Raw genomic sequence first — 23,561 nt, 5'->3', positions numbered from 1 at the left:
GGGGCGCTTCACGCGGCGGCGAGAAGCCCCCGGGCACGGCGCTTGATGTCGCGCAGCACGTCGGCCATGTTGGCGCGGGCGATCTCGGCATCGTACTGGTTTTGCAGATTGAGCCAGCTCTGCGCATCCACGCCGAAGAACGCCCCCAGACGCAGCGCCGTATCCACGGTAATCGCGCGCTTGCCCAGAACGATTTCGTTGATGCGGCGAGGCGGCACATCGATGGCCTTCGCCAGCGCATATTGAGAAAGCCCCATCGGGCCCAGCCAGTCCTGCGCCAGAATCTCGCCCGGCGTCGCCAGGGGTACTTGTCGGGTCATCTTCGGCCTCCGTCGACCTGTAGCAGAATCCGCAGAATTATCGGAACGCGCCCCCCCCATCCGATCAGTGGTAATCCACGATCTCGACGTCAGAGGCGTTGCCTGCGTCGTAGCGAAAACAAAGCGCCACTGATCGTTGATACGAATGCTGTACTGCCCCAGGCGATTTCCTTGCAGCGCCTCGAGCCGGTTACCCGGTGGTGCGCGCAAGAAAGCGAGTGTCGCGGCGGCATGTAATTGCTGAAGCTTGCGAATGGCAGCCGCTTCGACCGCGCGCCAGCGCTTCACCCGGCATCCGTTGAACAACAACGCTGTCTCTCTGCATTTGAAATCTTCAATCACAACTAATAACGCAATGCGTTATTAACGCATAGCGCCAATGGTAAAGCGAGGCGCCAGTCACGTCAATGATGAGGGGCGAGGTCCACGCATGGCGGGGGGCCGGAGACACCCCATCCTATCGAAGACTCCTTAGTGAAAATTCCGACTCGAGATCGTGAGTTCGCCGAGCATCGACGAGAGATCGACCAGTCGATGGGCTACCAGATGGGTCACACGCTCCTCGCGTTGCCATACCCCTTCCACCCCCAGCAAGGACGACGCCAGCAACGCCTTGCGCTGCGACTCGACCAGATCGGGCCAGACGATCACGTTGATGACGCCCGTTTCGTCTTCCAGCGAAACGAAAACCGTGCCATTGGCCGTGCCCGGACGCTGCCGCCCCGTCACGATACCCGCCGTGCGCACCCGGCGCCCGTGTACGCCCTCGGTCTGCAATTCCTTCGCCGTTCGCACCCGCATCCGGGTGAGCGTCTCGCGCAACAGCAGCAGCGGGTGACGCCGCAGCGTCAGCCCCGTGCTCGCGTAATCGGCCACGATGTCCTGCCCCTCGGGCATCGGCGGCAGTGCCACCTGCTCGTCGGCACTGCCCGGCGCCGCGTCGCGCAAGACCGTCGCCCCGAGCAGCGGCGTGGGCGGCTGCCATGCGGCGACCGTCCAGCGCGCCTGCCGCCGGCCGCCAAGCAACGCCGACAGCGCGTCGGCGGCCGCCAGGGCGTCGAGATCCCGACGCGACAACGCGGCCCGCGCCGTCAGGTCGTCGATGTCGGTCAACGGCCGCTGACGACGCGCACGCTCGATCGCCCGCGCCCCGTCGTCGGACAGGCCCTTGACCAGCGACAGCCCCAGTCGCACCGCTGGCCGGCGGGCGTTGCCATAGCGCCCGATGCGCGCCTCGGGACGCGACTCGACATCGCTCACGCAAACGTCGACCGGCCGCACCTCGACACGATGCCGCCGGGCATCCTGCACCAACTGCGACGCCGAATAGAATCCCATCGGCAAACTGTTGAGCAACCCGCACAGGAACATCTCCGGCGCATGGCATTTGAGCCACGCACTCGCATAGGCGAGCAGCGCGAAGCTTGCCGCATGGCTCTCCGGAAAACCGTACTCGCCAAAGCCCTCGATCTGGCGGCAGATGGCCTCGGCAAACTCGCGCGGATAGCCGTTTTTCAGCATCCCGTCGACGATGCGGGTCTGGAATTTCTCGAGCCCGCCCTTGCGCTTCCAGGCCGCCATCGAACGACGCAACTGATCGGCGTCGCCGGCCGAGAAATCGGCGGCGATCATCGCGATCTGCATCACCTGTTCCTGAAAAATCGGCACGCCCAGCGTGCGCTCGAGCGCGGCCTTGATCTCCTCGCGCGGATAGACCACCGCCTCCTTGCCCTGCTTGCGACGCAGATACGGATGCACCATCCCGCCCTGAATCGGCCCCGGGCGCACAATCGCCACCTCGATCACCAGGTCGTAGAACCTGTCCGGCTTCAGACGCGGCAACATGCTCATCTGCGCACGCGATTCGATCTGGAAGACACCGACGGTATCGGCGCGACGAATCATGCCGTATGTCGCCGGATCGTCGCGCGGGATGTCCGCCAGCGAGATCGGCTCGCCACGCCATTCCCCCAGCAGATCGAGCGTGCGGCGCAACGCGCTCAGCATGCCAAGCGCCAGCACGTCGACCTTGAGCAGCTTGAGCGTCTCGATATCGTCCTTGTCCCACTGAATGACGTAACGCTTGTCCATTGCCGCCGGCGCAATCGGCACCAGTCGCGAGAGCTTGTCGCGCGAAATCACGAAGCCGCCCACGTGCTGCGACAAATGCCGGGGAAAGCCAATCAGCCGCGCGACCAGATCGGCCCATAACCGCGTGGTCGGCGCGTCGGGCGACAACCCCTGCGCCGCCATGCGCGCGAGCAGATTCTCGCGACCGTCCCACCACTGCTGACTCTGTGCGACCTGCTCGACAATCGACAGATCGATGCCCAGCGCCCGCCCCGTGTCGCGCACCGCACTGCGCATGCGATACGAAATCACCGTCGCGGCCAGCGCCGCCCGGTCGTTGCCGTACTTGTCGTAGATGTACTGGATCACCTCTTCGCGACGCTGATGCTCGAAGTCCACATCGATATCGGGTGGCTCGTTGCGCTCCTTCGACAGAAACCGCCCGAACAGCACCTGCACCTCGTCGGGATTGACGGCCGTGATCCCCAGGCAATAGCACACCGCCGAGTTGGCCGCCGACCCACGCCCCTGACACAGAATGTTCTGGCTGCGGGCAAAACGCACGATGTCGTAGACCGTCAGAAAATACGGCTCATACTCCAGCTCCCGGATCAGCGCCAGTTCGCTCTTGAGGAGCTGACGCACCTTCTGCGGCACCCCGTTCGGATAGCGCTGCGCCGCCCCGGCCTCGACTTCCTGATGCAAATACGTCACCGGCGTATGCCCGGCGGGCACCAGCTCCTCTGGATACTCGTAACGCAGACTGCGCAGATCGAAATGACAACGCGACGCGATGGCGATCGTTTGCGCCAGAGCGTCCGGTGGATAGAGCCATGCGAGCCGCAGTCGCGTACGCAAATGCTGCTCTGCATTGGCGGCAAGCGCCAACCCGCAAGCCTGCACCGGCTTGCCCAGCCCAATGGCGGTCAGGGTGTCCTGCAGCGGCTTGCGCGAGCGCACGTGCATGAGGACATGGCCGGTGGCGACGAGCGGCACGTTGCACTCGGCGGAGATCGCGCGCAGCCGGGCCAGATGCGCGTCGTCGTCGGCTCGGTGACGGCGTTCGAGCGCAAGCCACACGCGCCCTTCGCCGAACGTCTGCGCCGCCCAGCGGGTTTGGGCCAGCGTGCACTCGGGACTCGCCCCGGCCTCCGGCACCAGGACCATCAGGCATCCTGGCAGACCACGCAGATGCGCCTGTCCGGCGCCCGGCGCGCTGAAGTCTCGCGCATGCAGCCGATAACCGCGCTTTGGGCCGCGCATGCGACCGAGTGTAATCATCTCGGAGAGATTGCCGTAGCCTTCGCGATGCTGCGCAAGCGCGACCAGATGCACGCGGCCCAGCGCGGATGCCGTGTCCTCGGGCGTCAGACGAAACTCACTGCCCACGATCAACGACACCGACGGATGCTGCACCGCCTCGGCCAGCGCGCGAACGACACCGGCCAGCGAACACTCGTCGGTAATCGCCAGCGCGGTGTAGCCCAGGTGCGCGGCCCGCGCGATCAGTTCCTCCGGATGCGACGCCCCGCGCTGAAACGAGAAATTCGACAGGCAGTGCAGTTCGGCATAGGCCGGCAGACTGCCGTCGTCGGCGGCACGCGGATCGGCGCCGGCGGCATCGGCTCGCGCGTCATTGGCGGCCAGCCCTTCGGTCGGGCCTTGCCACGGCAGGAAGTCGTCGATATTCATCACACACGGGCCCGCCGGACTCAACCGAACAGGCCATGCAAGTACCAGGCGGCATCCGCCCCATTCACGGGCCGCTCACGAAACACCCACAGCAATGCCCCCGTGGTATCGGCCACAATGAAGTAGTCGCGCGTGACGGTGCCCGGCTCCCACCAGCCGGCTTCGATACGCTCAGGACCACTCACCAGTTGCAATGGCCCCCGCCGCCACGGACGCTCCTCGCGCACACCAAGGCGCTGCGGCGCATCGAGCAGCCACACCGGACGCGGCGGCAACGAGCCCTCGCCATCGGGCAGATGGCGCCCCGCGCTGGACGTCGTGCCGGACGTCGTGCCGTGGGAGGCATGGGCGGGACTGCCAGGCGCCCCATACGGCAGGCTGACGAACGCCGCCTCGGGCCGATGATCGCCGCGCACCTGCAGACGCCGCACCTGTTCGTCGCCCAGCCGCGCTGCCACACGCTCCATCAGTTGCACAAAATCCTGCCGGGCGCGTCCCGGCTCCGGCAGGAGCGAGCCGCTTTGCGGCACATGGTGAGCCGTCTGCGTGACATCGAGCCGCAACGTCAGCACCGGGGCCACCAGCGGCGAGCGGGCCAGCCGCTCCTTGCACAACGACAGCAAGTGCGCGGGCGCCGCACTCGCTTCGGCAAGGCGGATGTCGAAACGCGTCGGTGCCAGCGTTTGCCGCCCAAGCGGCTCGTGCTCGAGCACCAGCGTGAGCGCGCGCGTGGCCAGTTGCCCGGCGGCAAGCCATCCCGTGAGCTGGACGAGCAGACGGCGCAGCCCGAAGAGCAGCACATCCACGTCATGCGTGAGCGACGGCAGCGGCAGCACCGCCTCGAAATGCGGCGGCGCGCGATACCAGACCGGCGCTTCCGGCGTCTGGCCATAGGCCCGGGAAAGCGCGGCGGGCAATGCCGCGCCGCAGCGGCGCCTCACGCCCGCGGCAGGCAGCGCGCGCAGTTCGCCCAACGTCGCACAACCGATTTGCGCGAGCCAGTCGAGCCACGGCTGCGCCTCGGGCAGCCAGACCACCGAGAGGGGATCGAGGGCGGGCGGCAACGCCATCGGCGTAGGTGGCAACTGCCGCTCGCAGGGAATGCCCGCACGCGCGAGCAACGCCGCCGCGCTGGCCGTGACGGCAATGCCCAACGACGCCCGGTGCCCGAGCGCCTCGGCACTTTCGAGCACCTGCGCTGCCAGCGATGCCAGGCCGCCAAACAGGCGCAGGCTCGGTGCGACGTCGATCAGCACGCTTTGCGGCGCGGCGATGGCAACGTCAGGGCCGAAGCGCAACAAGGCCAGTGCCAGCGCTTCAAGCGCGACCGTCTCGGCGGCTTCGTCGCGATCGTGAAATCGTGCCTGCGGCAATAACGCCAGCACACCACCACGGCGCATGCCGGGTTGCACCCCGGCCGCCTGCGCCGCCTCGCTCGCCTGCCAGACACGCGACTGCGCCAGCACGACCGTCGTGTCGGTCGGCGCGTCAGCCGGTGTGAGCGGAGAGACGATCTCGAGCGCCAGATACGGCAGATGCAGGGCGATCCAGCAGGCCATGCGAGACTCCGGAAGCAGAAACCAAAGACACCGTCGACGGGGCGGACGAAGGTGCCGGACCAGACCGGACAGGCACCGGCCGCGCATCGTCAGCCCCCGTCACCGGTTGCGGGACAGGCGCATACGGCGCGGGCAAGGTCAGCCAAAGCGGTTCGAGACGGGGCGGCCCGCGACGCTTGTGAAACTGCACACCGAGACGGCTCCCCTGCCCGACGACAAGCCCCAGCCGCAACGGTGCTGCCGAGGCGGTCGCGACGGCGGCGGGTCCGCGCACCACCCAGGCCAGCGTCTCGCCGCCACCGGCCGCCACCTGGAGCCGCCGGATCTGCTCCGGCGTCGCGGCCGGAAGCCAGGTGAGCACCGCCCCGCAGCACGCGCTTTTGAGGGCCTGCTCGGCACACCAGAGCATGTCGCGATCCTCCGCCCTCATGCGCTGCCCGCCTTGCCCACCGCGCCCGCCGCGCGCCCGAGGCGCCTGACGTGCCGAATGCCCCGAATGCACCGGACGCATCACCACACTGAGCCAGCGCAGATCGATCCCCCATCCCGCCAGCGCCGGAGCATACGGCAGCATCGGCGGCGCAATCACCATCACTGGCTGGCCCGCCTGCGTAAGATCGCGTAATGCCGGGGCCAGCAACCGCCATTCACCAATCCCGGGCCGCTCGCTCAGCAACTCCGTCACCGCGCCATGCGGCCACCCGTCGCCGGGCAGCTCGGCGTCGAGCGCGGCAAAGCCGGTGGTGTGGCCAGCACGGTGGCAATGCGCCAGTTCACTGGCGCGCCACAGCCCGGCAGGCAAGGCGGAAAGCGGCAGGGTCATCGCGCACCCAAATACTGTATGAATGTACAGTATAACAGTTCCTCTGCCATTGACAGAATATCCGCGCCCCTGCCGGTCGTCGTGATCGCGCTTGCGGGCAGACGCCAGCCCGGCTACCGTGGGCGTCATCGACCGATCTCCTTTGCTCATGCCGCTGCCGACCACCGCCACTGCGCCCTTCTGTCCTTCCGAAGTCAAAGGCAGCATCGTCGTCGACGCGCGCGAACCGCGCTGGATCAAGCTCAAGCGTTTTGCCGGCCCGGGCCTGCTCGTCGCCATCGGTTATATGGACCCCGGCAACTGGGCGACGGACATCCAGGCCGGGTCGCAATTCGGCTATGCGCTGCTCTGGGTGGTCGCGCTCTCGAGCCTTGCCGCCATCTTTCTCCAGATGCTCGCGGCCCGGCTGGGACTGGTCGCCGGGCGCGACCTCGCGCAGGCGAGCTACGAGCGCTACGGGTGGGCGGGGCGACTCGTCCAGTGGATCACCGCCGAGATCTCGATCGTCGCCTGCGATATCGCCGAAGTCCTGGGCTGTGCGCTCGCCTTCAAGCTGTTGCTGGGGGTGCCGCTCGCCTGGGGCATCGTCCTCACCGCGTTCGACACGATGATCGTGCTCGGCCTGCAGGGCAAAGGCTTCCGCCAGATCGAAGCCATCGTCTTCGGCTTGATCGGCACGATGGCGCTGTGCTTCGTCGCCCAAGTGGCCATGGTGCCGCCCGACTGGCACGCGGTGGCCGCCGGTCTCGTGCCCGGCGCGCCCAGCCACGACCGGCACGATGCTCTCGTGCTGGCACTCGGCATCGTCGGCGCCACGATCATGCCGCACAACCTGTACCTGCATTCGTCGGTGGTGCAGACGCGGCGGGTGGTCGGTGGCAAACGCGGCGACGTGCGCGACACCCTTGCGCTGGTGCGCCTCGACACATGGGTCTCGCTCGCGCTCGCCATGTGCGTGAATGCGGCCATTCTGATACTGGCGGGTTCGGTATTTCACACCAGCGGCCAGACCAACGTCACCGATATCGAGCAGGCGTATCGGCTCATCACGCCGATTGCGGGCAGCGCCGCGGCCTTCCTGTTCGGCATCGCCCTGCTCGCGTCGGGACAAAGTTCCACACTCACCGGGACCATCGCCGGGCAGGTCATCATGGACGGCTTTCTGCACGCCCGGATCCCCTGCTATCAGCGACGTCTGATCACGCGCGGGCTGGCGCTCGTGCCCGCGCTGATCGGCGTGCTTTGGCTCGGCGATGGCGCCGTGGGCAAGCTGCTGGTGTGGAGTCAGGTGCTGCTCAGCCTGCAACTGCCGTTCGCCATGTGGCCGCTCATCCGCTCGGTGAGCGACCCGCGCGTGATGAACGGCAACACGCTCGGGCGTCCCGCACAGGTGCTCGCATGGGGCCTCTTCGCGGTCATCACCGCCACCAACCTGCTGCTCATCGTCGGGTTGGACTGAGGGGGCGCAAACGGCGACGCGACGCGCATCAGCGTCACCGTCGCCATGCCCGTCGGCTTTACAGCCCGAGCTCGGTCAACCCCGGATGATCGTCGGGACGCCGTCCCTGCGGCCAATGGAACAGGCGCTCGCCTTCGGTGATACGCGAGTCGTTGATGCTGGCGTGGCGCTCGGCCATGAGCCCTTGCGCGTCGAACGCCCAGTTTTCGTTGCCATACGAACGGAACCAATTGCCCGAATCGTCTCGCCATTCGTAAGCGAACCGCACCGCGATGCGGTTCTCGGTAAATGCCCAGAGCTCCTTGATCAGTCGATAGTCGAGTTCGCGTTGCCATTTGCGTGTCAGGAATTCGACGATCTGCTCGCGGCCACGCGGAAATTCGGCACGATTGCGCCAGCGGCTGTCGACCGTATAAGCCAACGCAACCCGCGCGGGGTCGCGCGAATTCCAGCCGTCCTCGGCCATACGAACCTTCTGAATTGCAGTCTCGCGCGTGAATGGCGGAAACGGCGGGCGGGCTTCACTGTCGGCCATGACAACACTCCTATCGAAAATATGAGGGGCAAACCGTGCGAGTGTATCGCCAAGCCGCGCTCGCCGCTTGGCGCAGGGGCGTACACACCTACCGAAGCGCACCAACACGCCCATGACGCATGCTAAGATCAGCACCCCTTACCAAACCTTACGCAGATAAGTCGGCAATATCGGTAAGCGGATCGGATACCCGTCACAGGTCGATGCCATCGTGCCTCGCCCGCCGGGTCAAAACACATACAGGGGTTTCACCGTGCAGAAAAGCAAGTCCAGCATTGCGCTGCTCAGCGCCGTCATGCTCGCCGCCGGCGTGCTCGGCGGTTGCGCCACCGAAAGCTCGCGCACCTTGCAAGTCGCCAAGGTCGAAAGTGCCAGCCGTCCCTACGTCGGGGTACGCACGCCAATCGCCGTCGGCAAGTTCGACAACCGGTCCGCGTACATGCGTGGCGTTTTTTCCGATAATGTCGACCGCCTCGGTAGTCAGGCCAAGACCATCCTGATCACCCATCTGCAGCAGACCAACCGCTTCAACGTGCTCGACCGCGACAACATGGCCGAGATTCGTCAGGAAGCCAACATCAAGAAGACCCAGCAAACGCTCAAGGGCGCCGACTACGTGATCACCGGCGACGTCGTCGAGTTCGGCCGCAAGGAAGTGGGCGACAAGCAACTCTTCGGCATTCTCGGCCGGGGCCGCGAGCAGATCGCCTATGCCAAGGTCAACCTCAACGTGGTCGACATCGCCACGTCGGAAGTCGTTTTCTCGAGCGGCGGTGCGGGAGAGTTCGCGCTGTCCAATCGTGAAGTGATCGGCTTCGGCGGCACCGCCGGCTACGACTCGACGCTCAACGGCAAGGTCCTCGACCTGGCCATGCGCGAAGCCGTCAACAACCTGGTCGCAGGCATCGAAAGCGGTGCCTGGAAACCCGGCAAGTAAGCCGGCAAGTAAGCCCGCCACTCCTTAGTCGCCGCATGCTGCGGCGCGTCGTTCATGACGCGCCCCGACCTAGCACGTCACGTGCAGGCGGGCGCGATGTCTGCGCGCGCCGCCGCCTGCCTGTCAGGATCTCTATCGCCATGAATCGCAAGTTCTCGTCCGGCCGTGCCGCCGCGCTGGCCATCCTCGGTGGCGCGCTGCTCACAGGCTGCGCCACGCCGCCCAAGCCCCTGTACGACTGGGAAAGCTACCAGCCGCAAGTCTACGAATACTTCAAGGGAGAATCGAAAGAAGCGCAGATCATCGCGCTCGAGCGCGATCTCGAGAAGATCAAGGCGGCCAATCGCGCCGTGCCGCCGGGCTATCACGCCCACCTCGGCCTGCTCTACGCATCGGTGGGCAAGTCCGACAGGATGGTCGAGGAATTCCAGACCGAGAAGCAGTTGTTCCCCGAGTCGGCCGGTTACATCGACTTTCTCCTCAAGCACAAGACCTCGGAGGCCAAGCAATGATCGTTCGACTCTGTCAATGGCTGACGGTAGCGGTACTGGCCACCGTCATGACCGGCTGTGCGGTGCATCAGGCCAGGCCGTACGACTACACCGCGTTCAAGGAAAGCCGCCCGAAGTCGATTCTGGTGTTGCCACCGCTGAACGAATCGCCGGACATCGATGCCACATACAGCGTACTCTCGCAGGTCACGGTGCCGTTGGGTGAGGCTGGCTACTACGTGATGCCCGTCGCCCTGGTCGACGAGTCGTTCCGCCAGAACGGCCTGACCGTGGCCGGCGACATCCACCAGGTGAGTCCGGCCAAGCTGCGCGAGATCTTCGGGGCTGATGCCGCGCTCTACATCAAGATCACGCAATACGGCACGAAGTACATGGTGCTCGACAGCGCTACGGTGGTGACCGTCTCGGCCGACCTCATCGATCTGCGCAACGGCGCCAAGCTGTGGAGCGGAATGGCCAGCGCGTCGAGCAACGAGGGGAACAACAACAGTGGCGGCGGTCTGATTGGCATGCTGATCACGGCGGCGGTCAAGCAGATCGTCAACAGCGTGTCGAACGCCGGTTACACGGTCGCGGGCACCGCCAATGCGCGCCTGCTGTCTGCCGGTCACGCCAACGGCCTGCTCTACGGCCCGCGCTCGCCGAAGTACGGTACCGACTGAGGCCACCCCACGTGCCCCGGGGCGGCGGGTCGCCCCGCCCTGGGACAGCACGCCACTGGGCAGACGCCAGCTTGTCACCTATAGTATTAACGCATCACCCGGACCGATAGCGACACCGCGTCTCAATGCGGGATGACAACATCTGACGACACGCACGCCCCGTAGCGACGCGCGTCTCGTCGGCCTGCACGCCACGTCGGCAGGCTTCGTCCGGGAGTCATCATGATCCGCCGCATCACTTCCCCCGCCACGGCATTCCTTGCCACCGGCCTGCTCGCGCTGTCGTCGTTCGCCCATGCAGACCCGATGCATCTGTCCGATATCAAGGACGCCAACGGCCAGCAACTCAGCGTCGACGAACTACGAGCACTCATGCCCGGCGCGCATATCACCAACCTCGCCAACAACGGCAGTACGCGCCGATGGATCAATGACACCAATGGGTCGCTCAACGCCACGAGCGACAACAAGGGCGGCATGGGATCGGGGAGCCGCGCGAATCAGATCGCCCACGCCACCGGCACGTGGTCGGTCAACGACAACGGGTCGTATTGCGTGAACCTCGAGTGGCGCTCGCTCACCGAGAACTGGTGCCGCTTCATGTTCAAGGTCGGCGACAAGTACTACGGCGTGGCCTCGCTCGCCAACGGCGCCGCGCTTGCCACCGAGTTCAGGATCGAGAAGTAGATTCGGCCCGCCGGGACACGCGAAACGGAACCACGTAAACGACAAAGCCCGCCAGGGATGGCGGGCTTGTACGCGTCAACCCCGAAACTTCAGGGATTGGCATCTGGACTCACGGTTGGGCGCCGTCGCACGTCATCACATGAATGACGGGAATCGCCCATGGTGACGATCGACTTGCCTGATTGCGCCAGCGACGACCGTTCGTCCAAAGGGACTTGCTAAAAACTTGCTTAGTAACCGGCGGTTTCGAGCGCGCGGATACGTTGTTCCAGCTCAATGATGTCCTTCGACTCAGCCAGGAACGCTTCGCGACGACGACGCTCAGCAGTTTCAAACCAAGTGTTCACGACTTCAAACAGGGCGGCAACCATGACGTTTCTCCAGTTCATTTAGTGTGCTGCATCGCAGCAGTGCTTCGCATTATATAGGGTTTTCCCGTTAAGGGTTAGCACCTATTTGTGAAAAACACCGAAAATCTGCTAGAGGCTCGCCTCGAATGCACTCAATTCCTAAATTTTCTTTTTTAAATCAATGCGATAAAAGACTGTCGACACGACACAACACCTCGCTGCGGCGCCCTGTCGCAGGGGCGAATCAAAATTCGCGAGACAAAAAAAGCGCCGCTGCTGCGGCGCGCCATAGGGAATGATGCGCGTCAGACCGCCACATTGGTGGCACGACGCCCGAGCTCGACGATGTCAGACCGCCACATTAGCCGCACGACGCCCGAACTCGACGATGTCAGACCGCCACATTGGCCGCACGACGCCCGAACTCGACGATTTACGCCAGCGGGATTTGACGGACCTGCCCCTCGCCGTCACCGACCGAGCCGCCCGCCCCGCTTTCGGTCGCCGTCACCGTGTCGGCCGCGGTGGCCGAGGGCGCCGGACTGCACGGCGTCATCGTACTGGCGGAACGCGCCGCATTGCCCCCCGGATGGCTGGAAAGTTCGGCGGCAGCAATCCCCTCCAGGATCGGGCAGTCGGGACGATCATCGCCATGGCAGTGCGCGGCGAGATGGGAGAGCGTGTCGCGCATGGCCACCAATTCACCGATGCGCTGGTTGAGTTCATCGACATGAGATTGCGCCAACGCCTTCACCTGCGCGCTGGACCGGTCGCGATCCTGCCATAACGCCAGCAATTGACGGATCTGATCGATCCCGAAACCCAGCCGCCTCGCCTGACGAATGAAGCGAAGCAGATGGAGATCCTGCTCGCCATATCGCCGATAACCTGCCTCAGAGCGGGGACTCGGAGGCATCAGGCCGATACTTTCGTAATACCGGATCATCTTGGCCGTCACGCCGCTGGCCTGCGCCGCTTGTCCGATGTTCATGGCTGCCTCACTGGGGGGAACGAGGGTTGAACGACGGGGTGGAGGAACCGTTCATCGTCGTCTCGGCGTCAGACGGCACAAGTCGAGCGCTGATCGGCGAATGATCGGAAATCCGTGACCAGGGACGCCCGTGCAACACCTGCGCCCCTTCAATATGAAAGCCTCGTGCGTAAATGCGGTCAAGTCGTAAAAGCGGCAAGCCGCTCGGAAAACTGCGCGCCGGACGCCCCGCCCGGTTCTGAAACACCTCGGTCAACGCCAGCCTGTCTGCCAGCAACCGATCCGCCTGATTGCTCCAGTCGTTGAAATCGCCCGCGATAATCAGCGGTGCATCCGCGGGAATGGCCTCGGCCACCCGTTCCGTCAACATGTCGAACTGTCGACGACGACCGTGGCCGGCCAACGACAAATGCACGCACAGGCAATGCAACGGCTGCTTCAGACCCGGCACGGCAATCTCGCAGTGAAGCATGCCGCGCTTCTCAAAACTATAGGTCGTGATGTCGTGGTTGTCCGACCTGACAATCGGGTAACGGCTCAGAATCGCATTGCCGTGATGCCCCTGTTCGTAGACGACATTGCGCCCATACGCGTGATCGCGCCACGTGGCGCCGGCCAGAAACTCGTGTTGCGGCTGCACCGGCCAGTTCCGGTGGCGCACCGCATGCCCCTGATGCAGGCCCTGCACTTCCTGCAGGAAGACCAGATCGGGCGCGAGCCCTTCCAACCCGGCACGCAACTCGTGCACGCGCAGACGGTTGAATGCGGAAAAGCCCTTGTGGATGTTGTAACTCGCGATATGGAGACTATTCATGTTCAGCAGCAATCACCCCGCGCCGGAAGGCAGACGATATTACTCAAATGATGCCGTTTTCGACGAATTTCAAGACAGATGACAATCCCAGCGACCCATCGGAGAGTCTCTGCCGATGCGTCGCCCTAATTGGTTCATTATGCGCCGTTCGCCTTGTGCCCGGGCAACCGGCCCTCAGGCGCTGGCGTGACGGGCCTCGCTCTTCCGCGCGGCCACGCCGGTGCCGACGTCTTGTGTTGCTGACGAACGCCAGCGCCGCAGCAGCAGCGCGTTGCTCACCACACTGACGCTGCTGAGGGCCATCGCTGCGCCTGCAATCACCGGGCTCAGCAGCCCGAAGGCCGCCAGCGGAATACCGACCACGTTGTACGCGAAGGCCCAGAAGAGGTTCTGGCGAATCTTCGACCACGTGCGACGCGACACGTCAATGGCATCGGCCACCCGCAGCGGATCGCCGCGCATGAGCGTGATGCCTGCCGTCTGCATGGCCACATCGGTCCCCGAGCCCATGGCGATGCCGACGTCGGCCGCAGCCAGCGCCGGGGCATCGTTAATGCCGTCGCCCACCATCGCTACGACGGCGCCATCGCGCTTGAGTTGTGCAATCACGGCCGCCTTGTGCTCCGGCAGCACGTTGGCGTGCACTTCGTCGAGCCCCAAGGCGTCGGCCACCGCCTTGGCGCTGCCAACGTTGTCGCCCGTCACCATCACGCAACGCACGCCCAGCGCATGCAAGCGGTCGACGGCTGGCCGGGCCGTCGCTTTGAGCGTGTCGCCGAACGCCAGCAGACCGAGCAACCGCGCCGGCACATCGGCACCTGCGCCCTCCTCCACGGTCTCGACCAGCCAGGAGATGGTGCGCCCCTCGGTCGCCAGACGCGCCGCTTCCTGTGCCAACGCCCCTTGCGAGACACCCAGTTCCTCAAGCAACCGCGCGTTCCCCAACTGCAGCATGTGAACGTCGCTCGAGGCGCCTACTTTCGCAACGCCCCCACCGTCCTCAACATCCTCAACTTTCCCAACCCCTCCCACGCCTCCAATACCTCCAATACCTCCAATACCTCCAATACCTCCAACACTTCCAACACTTCCAACGCCTCCAACGCCTCCAACGCCTCCAGCGACCTTAACGTCCTCCACTTCCTCGATACGCGCCCGCATCCCTCGCCCCGGCAGCGCGACGATGTCGAATGCGGTCGGCACCGCCGAGCTCAGCCCAGCCTCCTCGGCAGCCATCGTGACCGCCTTTGCCAGCGGGTGCGAACTGCCCGACTGCACCGCAGCGGCCCACCGCAGCAGGGTATCGGCACGCACGCCCGCCACGGGCAGATAGGCCACGAGCCGCGGCTTGCCTTCGGTCAACGTTCCCGTCTTGTCGAACGCCACAACGCTGATGCGGTGCGCCAGCTCAAGCGCTTCGGCATCCTTGATGAGAATGCCCTGCCGCGCCGCCGCCCCGGTGCCCACCATGATCGCGGCCGGCGTAGCCAGCCCCAGCGCGCACGGACATGCAATGACCAGCACCGCCACCGCATTGAGCAGCGAGGCCTCCAGGCCAATGCCCAGCGCCCAGCCGGCCCCCAGCGTCACGACAGCGACCAGCACCACCACCGGCACGAACACCGCCGCCACCCGGTCGACCGCCCGCTGGATCGGGGCCTTGCCAGCCTGCGCGTCCTCCACCATGCGGATGATGCGGGCCAGCGCCGTATCGGCCCCGACAGCCGTCGTCTCCACCCGCAGCGTACCGGCGCCGTTGATCGAGCCGCCAACGACCGTGTCGCCGCCCGCCTTCTCGATGGGCAACGGTTCTCCGGTCAGCAGCGATTCGTCGAGCTGGCTCGCCCCGTCGCGAATAACGCCGTCGACGGGCACCCGCTCCCCGGCACGCACCACCACCCAGTCGCCCAGCTTCACCTGGCCCAGCGGCACCGTCACCTCGCTCGACGCGCCGTGCGGATCGCGCAACACGCGCGCCGTCTCGGGACGCAAGGCCGCCAGCGCACGGATCGCTTCCACCGTGCGACGCTTGGCCCGCGCTTCCAGCCACTTGCCGAGCAGCACCAGCGTGATGACCACAGCCGCCGCTTCAAAATACAGATGCGCCATGCCGTGCGCCGGCGCGCGCCACCACTCATAGAGACTCAGCCCATAGGCCGCTGACGTGCCCAACGCCACCAGCAAATCCATATTGCCGCTACCGGCACGCACCGCTTTGTAACCCGCCCGATAGAACCGCGCACCGAGCCAGAACTGCACCGGGGTGGCAAGCAGCCATTGCCCCCACGAGGGCAGCATCACATGAATACCGAACGGTTCGAGCAGCATCGGCAGCAGCAGCGGCAGGGACAACGCCGCCGCCACAGCCACCGGCCACCACGCCGGCCCCTCATGGGAGGTGGCCGCCTGCGCCGGATCGGTGAGTGGCGATGCTTCGTATCCCGCCTGCTCCACGGCCGCGATGAGTGCCGCCACGTCGACCACGCCCCGCACCCCGTGCACGGCGGCACGCTCCGTCGCCAGGTTGACGTTGGCCTCGACCACACCGGGCACCTGGCGAAGGGCCTTCTCCACTCGCCCCACGCACGATGCGCAGGTCATGCCGCCAATCGCCAACTCGAACGATTGCTCGGCCACGTGATATCCCGCGTCGTTGACGGCCGTCTCGAGCGCGCCGAGCAGCGCCGCGGGCGCGACGCCGGGCGAGGCTTCCACGGCCGCTGTCTCGGTCGCGAGATTGACGTTGGCGCTGGCTACGCCCGGTACGCGCCGCAACGCCTTCTCAACCCGCGTCACACATGAGGCGCAGGTCATGCCTTCGATACCGACCGACCAGTTCCGAGTCATTTCAAGGTCTCCAGGAGGACTGTCATCATGTGTTGAGCATAGACCTTCCCATCAAGGGAAGGTCAAGCGACCGGCGTCAATGTGTCTCACGCCGCGACATGGCAGTCTCGTCATTGATTACGATAGCGCCCCCGGAACCGCTTGGGTTTGGGCAACATCCGGGCAGTCCGGCGATTCCGCTGAAAATAGTGCTTGAGCTTCCTGCCGTAGGAAGGTCTATCATCGGTTTGTCTGATCACCGTCACCGAAACCGCTTTCAAGGAGTGCAACATGCAAGTGCAAGTCGAAGGGATGAGCTGCGGTCATTGCGTCAAGGCCGTCACGCGTGCGATCACCGAGCGCGATGCCGCCGCCAAGGTCAATGTGGATCTGGACTCGGGACGCGTCGACGTCGAAAGCCGTCTCTCGCCCGCCGAGGTCAGCACCGCCATCGCCGACGCTGGTTACACCGTCAAAGGCATCCACGCCTGACCATCCCCCCCCACGCCGGATGTTGCGCACCGCTCGCGTCGGCGGTCGGGGCGACATCCGCGTGAGTCGTCCTCCCGAGTCGACGTCGAGCCACTCCCCGCCCGTCATTCCCCCATGCGCCACGCAGTCTTCCCTGCAGCGCAGCAGTCCCTTGTGCTACGCTCTCTCTCGCCGACTACGCAACGACGCCACGCGATCCGTGACTGCGAGGTGCGCTGCGAGCGGCATACACGTCTTCAGGGCGGGGTGAAAGTCCCCACCGGCGGTATGTGACGCCACGCAGTGCAAGCTGCGTGTGTCGCGAGCCCGCGAGCGCCTGCCACCGTCGCTTCCGTGACATCGGCAGGGTCAGCAGATCTGGTGCGAGGCCAGAGCCGACGGTCATAGTCCGGATGAGAGAAGATGCGTCGATACCCGCGCGCCATGGGATGCCGTCCCATGGAGGCGTCCGTTCGCATGCCCCGAAAACGTTTTTCGCCCGATTGATTGACGCGAGGAGCGTTTCATGTCCGTTATCCAAAGCACCACCCAAGCCGTTCCGCAAACCACCGCATCGACCACGCACGTGAGCGATGTGCTCCGCACAACCTGTGCCACCGACGATCTGCACGCCTACCCGGCATTCGCCAACCTGGCGCCGGTCGACGTCCGTCTGGCAGCGTCGCTCGACGCCATGCGCGAAGGCCGTCCGGTCATCCTCATGGACGACCTGGACCGCGAGAACGAGGCCGATCTGATCGTCGCCGCCGAGAAAATCACCCCGGCCACCATGGCCATGCTGATCCGCGAATGCAGTGGCATCGTGTGCCTGTGTCTGCCTGACGAGACACTGCGTCGTCTCGATCTGCCGCCGATGGTCGACGAGAATCAGAGCCGTTACGGTACGGCGTTCACTGTGACGATCGAGGCGCGTCAGGGTGTGAGCACCGGCGTGAGCGCCGCCGACCGCGTCACCACGATTCGCGCCGCAATTGCCGACGACGCGCAGCCCGCCGACCTGTCCCGCCCGGGCCATGTATTCCCGCTGCGTGCGCAGCCGGGCGGTGTGCTCACGCGTCGCGGTCACACCGAGGGCTCGGTCGATCTGGCCACGCTTGCCGGCTTGAAACCCGCCGCCGTGCTGTGCGAGTTGATGAATCCGGACGGCACGATGACGCGCGGCGCCGACATCGAGCGCTTCGCCGCGCAGCATGGCCTGCCGATTCTGACCATCGACGAGTTGGCCCACTATCGCCGTAGCCTCGCGCAGGCGGCCTGAGCCAGCGACACAGCCGGCACCGCGGCGAATTCGCGACACCCGCTTCACGGCCACGGCACAAGCCGCCGTGCTGGCGAAATGGAATGTCGACGAAACCGCCGCGCGAAGCAGAAAAGGCCGGTCCGGCGACGACACGGCGAGAGGCTTTACGGTCGCTCCACGCCATGAAAGCCCCAAGCGTCGGATCGATATCCGACGCTTGGGGTCCAGTTCAGTGGCGTTCACCGCCGGCGGGCCTTGATGCCTGCGCGCCATCGTCGGGGCGCCGCGCGGCACGCGCGTCGCTCAATGCGGGGAGCCGCCGCCTTGCTCGCTATCGGACTGGTGTTCCAGCGTCTCCTTGAGCGCGATCTGGAGCTTCGCGTGCATCCGCACGAACCAGCTTCGCATGACGATCGCCAGCACCACCGTGCCCGCCACGATCAGCACGACCATCTCCGTCGACGGCAGGATGCTCGCCGACAACGCCGCCACCAGCAGGATCACCCCGACCATCGCGGCAATCGGCAGAATCTCGGCCACCACGCGGCGTACCTGGTACGTATACCGTCCGGTCAGGCTCGGCGACACTGACAACTCCACGAGCAAGAGCGAGAGTGACTTGAGCTTGCGGTACACCGCGATCAGGAACGGCAGCGACAGCACGAGTGCCACACCCCAAACCACTGCACTTTGCAGGCTCGGGTCGCGCACCCACGGCGACATCAGGTCGGCCAGACGCCGATAGAAGAACGCGCCGCCGAGGAAGATCGTCACGACGAGCGCCAGATTGATCGCCACGCTCATCACGATGCGACGCACGATGCCGACGAGCGCCGCGCCATCTCCCGTCAGATGAATGCTCTGCAGCCACTGCGTGTACTGACGCAGCACGTACGACAGGCGCCCGGGCATCGCGCGACCGAGCCAACCGGTGAACGGGTCGGCGCTCTTGATCAGGTATGGCGTGAGCAGTGTCGTGATGACCGACACAGCCACGGCAATCGGGTAAAGGAAGTCGCTCGTCACCTTGAGCGACAGCCCGAGCGACGCGATGATGAACGAGAACTCGCCGATCTGCGACAGGCCCATGCCCACGCGCATCGACGTCCGTCCGTCCTGGCCCGAGAGGTACGCCCCCAGCCCGCACGACACGATCTTGCCGATCACCACCGCGAGGGTGATGACGAGAATCGGCCAAATGTACGTGACCAGCACGTGCGGATCGAGCAGCAGCCCGATAGTGACGAAGAATACGGCGCTGAACATGTCGCGCAGCGGGGCAATCAGCCGCTCGATGGTGTGCAGCTCACGCGCCTCGGCCATGATCGCACCGATCAGGAACGCGCCGAGCGCCACGCTGTATCCCATCTGGATCACCAGCAGGCAGAAGCCGAAGCACAGACCGAGCACGACCACCAGCAGCATCTCGTCGCTCTTGAATTTCGCCACGTACGCGAGAATGCGCGGCACGAGCAGTATGCCCACCACAAGCGAGACCACCATGAACAGCAACAGCTTGCCCAGCGTGAAGGTAGCCTCGCCGGCATCGACCGAGCCGCTGATGGCGATGCCCGAGAGCAGTGCGATCATGCCGATGGCGAGCACGTCCTCCACGATCAGCACGCCGAAGATGAGCTGGGCGAAACGCTCTCGCTTCATGCCGAGTTCGTCGAGCGCCTTGACGATGATGGTGGTCGACGAGACGGCGAGCATCGCGCCGAGGAAGATCGAGTCCATCGCCTTCCAGCCGAAGAAACGGCCGATCTCGTAGCCGAGCCAGAGCATCAGCACGATCTCGGTGATCGCCGCCACGAATGCCGTCACGCCCACCCGCGCGAGCTTGCGCAAGCTGAACTCCAGCCCCAGCGAGAACATCAGGAACACCACGCCGAGTTCGGCCAGGATACCGATCGTCTTCTCGTCATGGATCAGCGCGAACGGCGGCGTGTACGGGCCGATGATCACGCCCGCCACGATATAGCCGAGCACGACCGGTTGTCGAAACCGGTTGAAGATGACCGTCACGATGCCGGCCAGCAGCATGATGACGGCCAGGTCCTGAATGAAGTCGATGGCGTGATGCATCCGATACGTTCTCCCCGCGGCGCGTTGCGCCGATTTTGGTGTTCTTGACGACACGCCCGGCACGCGCCGCTTCCCTGACGGGCCGCTGCGGTGAGGCAAGACGTGCTGCTTGATGAAGGTGGGAAGCCGGCCGTGTGCCGCCGGCTTGATAGACGTTGCGCTCGTTCGCCCGCTCACGCGGTCGCCACTTGGGGCATTTGCCGTCGGGCCGACGGGCCGTACCTCCCCCGAATCTCCCGAATCCCCCTCGAACGTCCGAAGGATCTCCGGCCCCGTGACCGGTTCGGATCGGCAAATATCTGACGAATGTCCGGCCAACGACTGGCGCCGGATCAATATACGCGATGGGCGAACACGCGCGCAACCCAAGATTGACGGGGCTTTTCATAAAAAATTCCCATCATTCCCCCCCTCCGCGAAATTTTTTGACTTGCGTTTTGTCGCCCTATCTTGTGAAATATCACATAAATATCAAACGAATTTCACAGGAGTGATCCCCTTATGCATTCCCGTCTGTCCTTCACGGTGTCCGGCGACGGCGCCCAGTCATCCGTCGACGTGCCGATCGACACGTTGATCATCGCCGGCTGGGCCGGGCGCGATCGCAACGCCGTCGAGCATCACATTGCCGAGTTGGCCGCGCTGGGCGTGCGCCGTCCGTCGAGCACGCCTTGCTTCTACCGGCTCGCCCCCGCCCTGCTGGCGCAAAGCGACGCCATCGATGTCGTCGGCCAGACAAGCAGCGGCGAAGCCGAATGCGTGCTCGTGCGCCACGGCAACGATCTGCTCGTGAGCGTGGGCTCGGATCACACCGACCGCGAAGTCGAGGCCTATGGCGTGACCGTCTCGAAGCAGGTCTGCGCGAAGCCGGTGGCGCGCAACGCGTGGCGCTTCGCCGATGTCGTCGCGCACTGGGATCAGTTGACACTGCGCTCCTGGGTGACGCGTGACGGTGAACGGCGCCTCTATCAGGAAGGCACGGTAGCCGGCCTGCTCTCGCCGCAGGAACTGATGGAGAAACTCGGACCGGACGGCCTGCCGGCGGGCGCCGCCATGTTCTGTGGCACACTCGCTGCCATTGGCGGCGTGGCCGGCGGCGAGCAGTTCGAGATCGAACTACACGACCCGGTTCTCGGCCGCACGATCCGGCATCGCTACGCCACGCAGGCGCTGGCGATTGCCGACTAAAATCGACTCGCGCCGACCGGAGCCCGCGCAAGCGCGCCCCGACATCGACGCCCGCCGACAGACCCGACCCGCCCCGATGCCCGACAACACCCCCGACAGCCCCGCCGACGACACCCGGCTCGTGCCCCCTCCCCTTGCACCCGCGGCGTCAGCGGCGTCCGCCACCTCCGCGGCGTCGGAGATGACTGCAACGGCCACGCCGCCGTCCGCCACGGATGGCCGCAGCCTGACCGAGCGCGCGTACGACGCGATCAAGCACGACATCATCACGCTGCGTCTGCGCCCGGGCGAGACGCTCAACGAAGCGCAGTTGATGCAGTCGACGGGGCTCGGGCGCACCCCGGTGCATCAGGCGATGCACCGCCTTTCGCTCGAAGGGTGGGTGGTCATCCTGCCGCGCAAGGGGGCGATGGTCGCGCCGGTCTCGCTCAACGATGCGCTCGAGATCATCGACGTGCGCATGATCAACGAGACGTATTGCGCGGCACTGGCCGCGCGCGCCGCCACACCGGACGACCTCGCGGCCATCGAGGCAGTGCTGGCACGGTCTCAGGCGGCCATCGCCGCGCGCGACGTGGCGGCGATGATGCGCATCGACCGCGACTTCCATCTGGCCATCTCGCGTGCCTCGCGCAACCAGACACTCGCCGAGCTGCTGCGCGGCCTGCATGAGCGCTCGCTGCGTTTCTGGTTCCTCGCCCTGTCGACGCCGAGCCACCTCGAAGGCGTCTACGAAGAGCACCTCGAACTGTTTGAGGCGCTCGCCGCACACGATGCCGAGCGCGCCCGCCAGGCCATCGCCCGGCATATCGAAGAATTCCGCACCCATATCCTGAAAGCGATCTGACCATGAGCACCGACGCCATCGATCTGCAACGCCCCCTGTCCGACCTCGCCGCCGCGCTCGACGCCGGGCGCACCACCAGCCGTGCGCTGACCGAGCAGGCGCTCGCGCGCATCCATGATCCGGCGGGTCAGGGCAACGTCGTCTTCACGCAAGTCGACGCGCAAGCCGCACGCAGCGCCGCCGACGGACTCGACGCGCTGCGCCGGGCAGGCGCGCGCCTCTCGCCGCTCATGGGGGTGCCCGTGTCGGTGAAGGATTTGTTCGACGTGGCGGGGCAAGTCACGCGGGCAGGTTCCAAAGCCCTGTCGGACGCCGCCCCGGCCAAGCACGACGCCGTCGCCGTGGCGCGTCTGCGTCAGGCCGGCGCCGTCATCATCGGCCGCACCAACATGACCGAATTCGCCTTTTCCGGCCTCGGCCTGAACCCGCATTACGGCACACCGCGCTCGCCGTGGCAGCGCGAGGCGGGCCATATTGCCGGGGGATCGTCGTCGGGTGCCGCCGCGTCGGTGGCCGATGGCATGGCGGCGGTCGGGCTCGGCACCGATACGGGCGGCTCGATCCGCATTCCGTCGGCCTTCTGCGGCCTGACCGGCTTCAAGCCGACCGCCGCGCGCACGCCGCGCGACGGCGCCCTGCCGCTGTCGACATCACTGGACTCGGTCGGCCCCATCGGCCGCTCGGTGGATTGCTGCGCCTGGGTCGATGCGATTCTCTCGGGCCATGCCGTCGACGAATCCGTGCCGGCACCGCGCGACGTTCGCGGCATGCGCTTGGGCGTGTTGACGAACTTCGTACTGGACGGGGCGGAACCTGCCGCCATCGCCATCTACGAACGCGCCCTCGCCACGCTCGCCAAGGCGGGGGCAACGCTGGTGGAATTCCAGTTCACGCCGTTCGAACGGTTGCCCGCCATCAATCGCTTCGGCTTTTCGCCCATCGAGGCTTATGCGTGGCATCGCAAGCTGCTGACCGAGCGTGCGCAGGACTACGATCCGCGCGTGCTGGTGCGCATCCGCAAGGGTGAGCCGGCCAGCGCCGCCGACTACATCGACCTGCTGAATGCCCGCGACGCGCTCATTGCGGCAGCAACCCCCGTCTGGCAAGGGTTCGACGCGGTGCTGTGCCCGACCGTACCGCTCACGCCACCGGCCATCGCGCCGCTCGAGGCGAGCGACGACACCTTCACGGCCACCAACGCGCTGGTGCTGCGCAACCCCACGGCCATCAACATGATCGACGGCTGCGCGTTCTCGCTACCATGTCAGGCCCCGGGCGAAGCGCCCATCGGCCTGATGGTGAGCGCCGCGGCGGGCGACGACGCACGTCTGTTCCCGGTCGGGCGCGCCATCGAGCACGCCCTGCGCTCGGCGGGCCTGGGCCGGTGAGGCCGGCGGCGCGGGCGGCAGTATCGCTGGCAACGCCCGCGCCGCCCGCTCGGCACCACAGGGCCATGACCGTCGGCGCACCAC

Annotated in this window: 19 protein-coding genes, 2 pseudogenes and 1 riboswitch; of the genes and pseudogenes, 10 read left to right on the top strand and 11 right to left on the bottom strand. The window is 65.7% G+C overall.

The window, feature by feature from the left end; translation table 11 throughout:
• Positions 1 to 8: 8 nt before the first annotated feature.
• From PEP31012_RS19105 to imuA, 5 genes and pseudogenes are all read right to left on the bottom strand, one after another.
• On the bottom strand, positions 9 to 320 hold the full coding sequence (locus tag PEP31012_RS19105) for a HigA family addiction module antitoxin (RefSeq protein ID WP_150590879.1): 312 nt from the start codon (positions 318 to 320) through the stop codon (positions 9 to 11).
• Positions 321 to 384: 64 nt separating this feature from the next.
• A pseudogene (locus PEP31012_RS19100) lies at positions 385 to 662 on the bottom strand (type II toxin-antitoxin system RelE/ParE family toxin).
• Between the two features lie 129 nt (positions 663 to 791).
• Entirely contained in the window at positions 792 to 4,082 is a 3,291-nt protein-coding gene (locus PEP31012_RS19095; RefSeq protein ID WP_150590878.1) for an error-prone DNA polymerase, read from the bottom strand.
• Positions 4,083 to 4,102: 20 nt separating this feature from the next.
• A complete protein-coding gene (locus PEP31012_RS19090) occupies positions 4,103 to 5,641 on the bottom strand; it encodes a Y-family DNA polymerase (protein WP_174978309.1) in 1,539 nt (512 codons plus the stop codon).
• Positions 5,571 to 6,464 (bottom strand): translesion DNA synthesis-associated protein ImuA, encoded by an 894-nt coding sequence (imuA, locus tag PEP31012_RS19085; protein WP_174978308.1) that lies wholly within the window; start codon positions 6,462 to 6,464, stop codon positions 5,571 to 5,573. The genes PEP31012_RS19090 and imuA overlap by 71 nt, the downstream gene beginning before the upstream one ends.
• Before the next feature lie 148 nt (positions 6,465 to 6,612).
• On the opposite strand from imuA, the gene PEP31012_RS19080 reads away from it, so the two are divergent.
• A complete protein-coding gene (locus PEP31012_RS19080) occupies positions 6,613 to 7,923 on the top strand; it encodes an Nramp family divalent metal transporter (protein ID WP_150590875.1) in 1,311 nt (436 codons plus the stop codon).
• Between the two features lie 58 nt (positions 7,924 to 7,981).
• On the opposite strand, the gene PEP31012_RS19075 is transcribed toward PEP31012_RS19080, so the two are convergent.
• Complete coding sequence (locus PEP31012_RS19075; RefSeq protein WP_150590874.1) at positions 7,982 to 8,458, bottom strand: nuclear transport factor 2 family protein; 477 nt, start codon at positions 8,456 to 8,458, stop codon at positions 7,982 to 7,984.
• 295 nt (positions 8,459 to 8,753) lie between these two features.
• Here PEP31012_RS19075 and PEP31012_RS19070 point away from each other — a divergent pair, with 295 nt between their 5' ends.
• From PEP31012_RS19070 to PEP31012_RS19055, 4 genes are all read left to right on the top strand, one after another.
• On the top strand, positions 8,754 to 9,395 hold the full coding sequence (locus PEP31012_RS19070; protein WP_150590930.1) for a CsgG/HfaB family protein: 642 nt from the start codon (positions 8,754 to 8,756) through the stop codon (positions 9,393 to 9,395).
• Between the two features lie 140 nt (positions 9,396 to 9,535).
• Positions 9,536 to 9,907 carry a DUF4810 domain-containing protein gene (locus PEP31012_RS19065; RefSeq protein WP_150590873.1) on the top strand — a complete coding sequence of 124 codons (372 nt, stop codon included), beginning with the start codon at positions 9,536 to 9,538 and terminating at the stop codon, positions 9,905 to 9,907.
• Complete coding sequence (locus PEP31012_RS19060) at positions 9,904 to 10,569, top strand: DUF799 domain-containing protein (RefSeq protein WP_150590872.1); 666 nt, start codon at positions 9,904 to 9,906, stop codon at positions 10,567 to 10,569. The genes PEP31012_RS19065 and PEP31012_RS19060 overlap by 4 nt, the downstream gene beginning before the upstream one ends.
• A gap of 222 nt (positions 10,570 to 10,791) precedes the next feature.
• Entirely contained in the window at positions 10,792 to 11,256 is a 465-nt protein-coding gene (locus PEP31012_RS19055) for a DUF995 domain-containing protein (protein WP_150590871.1), read from the top strand.
• Between the two features lie 230 nt (positions 11,257 to 11,486).
• Here the strand turns inward: PEP31012_RS19055 and PEP31012_RS19050 are convergent, their stop codons facing one another.
• The 4 genes and pseudogenes from PEP31012_RS19050 to PEP31012_RS19035 form a co-directional block, all read right to left on the bottom strand.
• On the bottom strand, positions 11,487 to 11,627 hold the full coding sequence (locus PEP31012_RS19050; protein WP_017234185.1) for a DUF3563 family protein: 141 nt from the start codon (positions 11,625 to 11,627) through the stop codon (positions 11,487 to 11,489).
• 562 nt (positions 11,628 to 12,189) lie between these two features.
• Positions 12,190 to 12,597 (bottom strand): annotated as a pseudogene (cueR, locus tag PEP31012_RS19045) (Cu(I)-responsive transcriptional regulator); the annotation flags it as partial.
• Between the two features lie 7 nt (positions 12,598 to 12,604).
• Positions 12,605 to 13,411, bottom strand: a complete 807-nt coding sequence (locus PEP31012_RS19040) for an endonuclease/exonuclease/phosphatase family protein (protein WP_150590869.1) — start codon at positions 13,409 to 13,411, stop codon at positions 12,605 to 12,607.
• A 174-nt stretch (positions 13,412 to 13,585) separates the two neighbouring features.
• Complete coding sequence (locus PEP31012_RS19035) at positions 13,586 to 16,258, bottom strand: heavy metal translocating P-type ATPase (protein WP_150590868.1); 2,673 nt, start codon at positions 16,256 to 16,258, stop codon at positions 13,586 to 13,588.
• 270 nt (positions 16,259 to 16,528) lie between these two features.
• On the opposite strand from PEP31012_RS19035, the gene PEP31012_RS19030 reads away from it, so the two are divergent.
• Positions 16,529 to 16,729, top strand: a complete 201-nt coding sequence (locus tag PEP31012_RS19030; RefSeq protein WP_150590867.1) for a heavy-metal-associated domain-containing protein — start codon at positions 16,529 to 16,531, stop codon at positions 16,727 to 16,729.
• 228 nt (positions 16,730 to 16,957) lie between these two features.
• Positions 16,958 to 17,137, top strand: a riboswitch (FMN riboswitch).
• A gap of 97 nt (positions 17,138 to 17,234) precedes the next feature.
• A complete protein-coding gene (gene ribB, locus PEP31012_RS19025; RefSeq protein WP_150590866.1) occupies positions 17,235 to 17,987 on the top strand; it encodes a 3,4-dihydroxy-2-butanone-4-phosphate synthase in 753 nt (250 codons plus the stop codon).
• A gap of 285 nt (positions 17,988 to 18,272) precedes the next feature.
• Here the strand turns inward: ribB and PEP31012_RS19020 are convergent, their stop codons facing one another.
• Positions 18,273 to 20,054 (bottom strand): cation:proton antiporter, encoded by a 1,782-nt coding sequence (locus PEP31012_RS19020; protein ID WP_150590865.1) that lies wholly within the window; start codon positions 20,052 to 20,054, stop codon positions 18,273 to 18,275.
• Positions 20,055 to 20,555: 501 nt separating this feature from the next.
• Between PEP31012_RS19020 and PEP31012_RS19015 the strand changes: the two genes are divergently transcribed.
• From PEP31012_RS19015 to PEP31012_RS19005, 3 genes are all read left to right on the top strand, one after another.
• Positions 20,556 to 21,242, top strand: coding sequence for a DUF2848 domain-containing protein (locus PEP31012_RS19015; protein WP_150590864.1), 687 nt, complete (start codon positions 20,556 to 20,558; stop codon positions 21,240 to 21,242).
• A 181-nt stretch (positions 21,243 to 21,423) separates the two neighbouring features.
• Entirely contained in the window at positions 21,424 to 22,089 is a 666-nt protein-coding gene (locus tag PEP31012_RS19010) for a GntR family transcriptional regulator (protein WP_150590929.1), read from the top strand.
• A gap of 2 nt (positions 22,090 to 22,091) precedes the next feature.
• Positions 22,092 to 23,477 carry an amidase gene (locus PEP31012_RS19005; protein WP_150590863.1) on the top strand — a complete coding sequence of 462 codons (1,386 nt, stop codon included), beginning with the start codon at positions 22,092 to 22,094 and terminating at the stop codon, positions 23,475 to 23,477.
• Positions 23,478 to 23,561: the final 84 nt, after the last annotated feature.

This window comes from Pandoraea eparura (genome assembly GCF_902459725.1).
Lineage (GTDB): Bacteria > Pseudomonadota > Gammaproteobacteria > Burkholderiales > Burkholderiaceae > Pandoraea > Pandoraea eparura.
Note: the sequence above shows the minus strand (reverse complement) of the source record. Positions and strands in the feature narration are given on the sequence as shown.